This is a genomic window from Pseudomonadota bacterium, from assembly GCA_022572885.1.
Classification (GTDB): Bacteria; Pseudomonadota; Gammaproteobacteria; order Steroidobacterales; family MnTg04; genus MnTg04.
Window position 1 is genome coordinate 1 of record JACZVC010000066.1, and the last position, 2351, is coordinate 2351.

2 protein-coding genes and 1 pseudogene are annotated in these 2351 nt (G+C 54.1%); 2 read left to right on the forward strand and 1 reads right to left on the reverse strand.

What is annotated here, in order from left to right; all coding sequences use genetic code 11:
* The first annotated feature begins 169 nt into the window (after positions 1–169).
* Positions 170–397, forward strand: a complete 228-nt coding sequence (locus tag IIA05_13005) for a hypothetical protein (GenBank protein ID MCH9028008.1) — start codon at positions 170–172, stop codon at positions 395–397.
* Positions 398–483: 86 nt separating this feature from the next.
* Here the strand turns inward: IIA05_13005 and IIA05_13010 are convergent.
* A pseudogene (locus IIA05_13010) lies at positions 484–1601 on the reverse strand (transposase).
* Positions 1602–1677: 76 nt separating this feature from the next.
* On the opposite strand from IIA05_13010, the gene IIA05_13015 reads away from it, so the two are divergent.
* Positions 1678–2001, forward strand: a complete 324-nt coding sequence (locus tag IIA05_13015) for a helix-turn-helix transcriptional regulator (protein ID MCH9028009.1) — start codon at positions 1678–1680, stop codon at positions 1999–2001.
* The last annotated feature ends 350 nt before the right edge of the window (positions 2002–2351 follow it).

The following is a 2351-nucleotide window of genomic DNA, read 5'->3' on the forward strand; positions in this document are numbered from 1 at the left end:
CACGGGGGTAAAGCGGACGTTCATGCGAGTGCTACCTTCCTGGTTTTTAGCGACGATTGTTCGGCTTCCGGGCCAGACATTGGATTTAATCAACTGGCCCCCATAATCTGTCGGAGGCTGCCTATTATGAGACAGAGCGCTTTGGCAATTACCTGTATAGAGAAAAACGATGAGATATCCAGTAATCAAACCACCGACAAGACAAGAGCAAGCGTTGATACGTCGGAAAATCAAGGAAGTAGTGAAGGAACAGGGCGGATTGAGGCCTGCCGCCCGACATTTAAAAATCAAGAGTAGCTATCTAGGATCACTTTTGGATGGCACCAAGAAAAACCCGGGCGATTGGTATCTTCGCAAACTCGGCTTGCGTCGAGTCACTTACATTGAGGAAATCTGACAGGCCGCTTTTCCCGAAAGCGGACATTAAAACTTCAGAAATTGGGTGAAATTAGGGTCCGCTTTCGGCCACAACCGGTCATTGAGGGCGGCCAATTTAACGAAAAATCCACCGGTTCGAAGATGATGTGAGTCGTGCCATCACGATACGGGGTTTTCAGCTCATAGCGAACCTTGCCCTGGTTGGTCAGTGACAGACGCTGTTCAGCAATGGCCGGTCGGGTGACATAGCGGCACAACCGTTCTAGCTTGTCACGCTGATCGGCTTTGGCCGCCACACCGGCGTGCAGGGAAAATCGGGCCACCGTTCCGACCGTCGGGGTGTCATCGGCATCGCGTTCATCCGGCAGCGTTTGCAAGGTGAATACCTTACGGCCTTGTTGGGGACCCACCGCAATGCGGTAAGTAATGGAATGCCCTCGCAGTTGATCCATCGGGTCTTCATCCAAACCTTCCAGCGCCAGATAACTGTGCTCGGCATCTCGCTCCAGTAATCCCTGGCGCTCCAGGTAGCGGGCCAGACGGTGCGCGATGGTGTGGGTGAGTTGCGTGAGCTCAGCGCTGGTCGGTGCTTTCACCCGGCGAAACCGGGCAGATGAACCGGTTGCGCCCACGTAGACGCCATCAAGAAACAACATATGAAAATGGATGTTCAGATTTAACGCACTGCCAAAACGCTGAATCAGCGTGACTGCACCGGTGTGGGCCGTTGAATTCTTATAGCTTGCTTTGTGGCTAAGGTGTGTCGCGATCGTGCGGTAAACAATGCCCAGCGCCTTGCCCATGATCTTCGGCTGGCTGGCAAACAGAAACCGCAGCGGAAAGGGTACGCTGAGCACCCATTGACGCATGGATTGGTGCGGTAACACTTCATCCACCAGCAAGGCGGCACTTTCGATCATACGGCGTGCGCCGCAGCTCGGACAAAAACCTCGGCGTTTGCAACTGAAGGCGACCAGATGCTCCGCATGACAAGACTCGCATTGCACGCGAAGAAAACCATGTTCGAGACGGCCGCATCTTAGAAACTCATCGAACTCCCGACGAACGTAGTCCGGCAGTACTCTGCCCTCGGACGCCCACTGCATCTCGAAGTCGGGATAGTATTGTTCGATAAGCCGATAGAGAAGCGTTTGCTCCGGACGGTGACGTTTGAAACAAACCGATCCCTCGCCGGCATCCAGGCCAGCCAACAGCTGCAACATAATCGCGTCCTTGCAATGCGGCGTCTGGCGAAGTTATCAGACGCGAGTCAGAATGCGCCATCTTCGAATCTGGCGTATGGGCGCGTATGCGAACAGAAGATCAACGTCATCGGAGCTACGGAATGCGAACACCATTCGGCAGCTGCGATTCCATCACGGTGAAATGACGCAGAAAGAGCTCGCGAAATTCGTCGGCGTGAGCCGTCAGACAATCTGTGCAATCGAGCGCGGCAAATACTCACCCTCACTGGAAGTGGCATTCAGGATCGCTAACATCCTCTGTACGTCGATAGAAGACGTGTTCTCCTACGAACCCGATATCGAAGGTGAACACGAATTGGCGGACGGAATAATCGTGGAAGTGTCGTGGGATGGGGACGATGACAATGGTGGGGATTAGCGATATGCCGCGTCACTACCGGCAGCGAAGCGGCTGTAGTGACGCGGCGCTCTGAACCAGCAAATAACAGCATTCTGGCGGGATTCTGCAAGTTCTCGGTGAGTGACGTGGAATCGAATACACGTTCTTGCCTTGATGCGAAAGGACCTTCCCGCACATGATCGGATGCCTGCGGATTGATGCAGATATCGCCCTGCTCAAACCTGCAGGGCTTATCTATAGACAGGGAATGTCTTTTGTATTAGCGTGGTCTGCATTATCCGCCACCGCTTCGGAATAGCGGTACCCGGCAGGAGTTTCCTGCCCGAAGTCGAGGCCTGATCAACAGGCTGGTCGGCTTAGGACGCTTA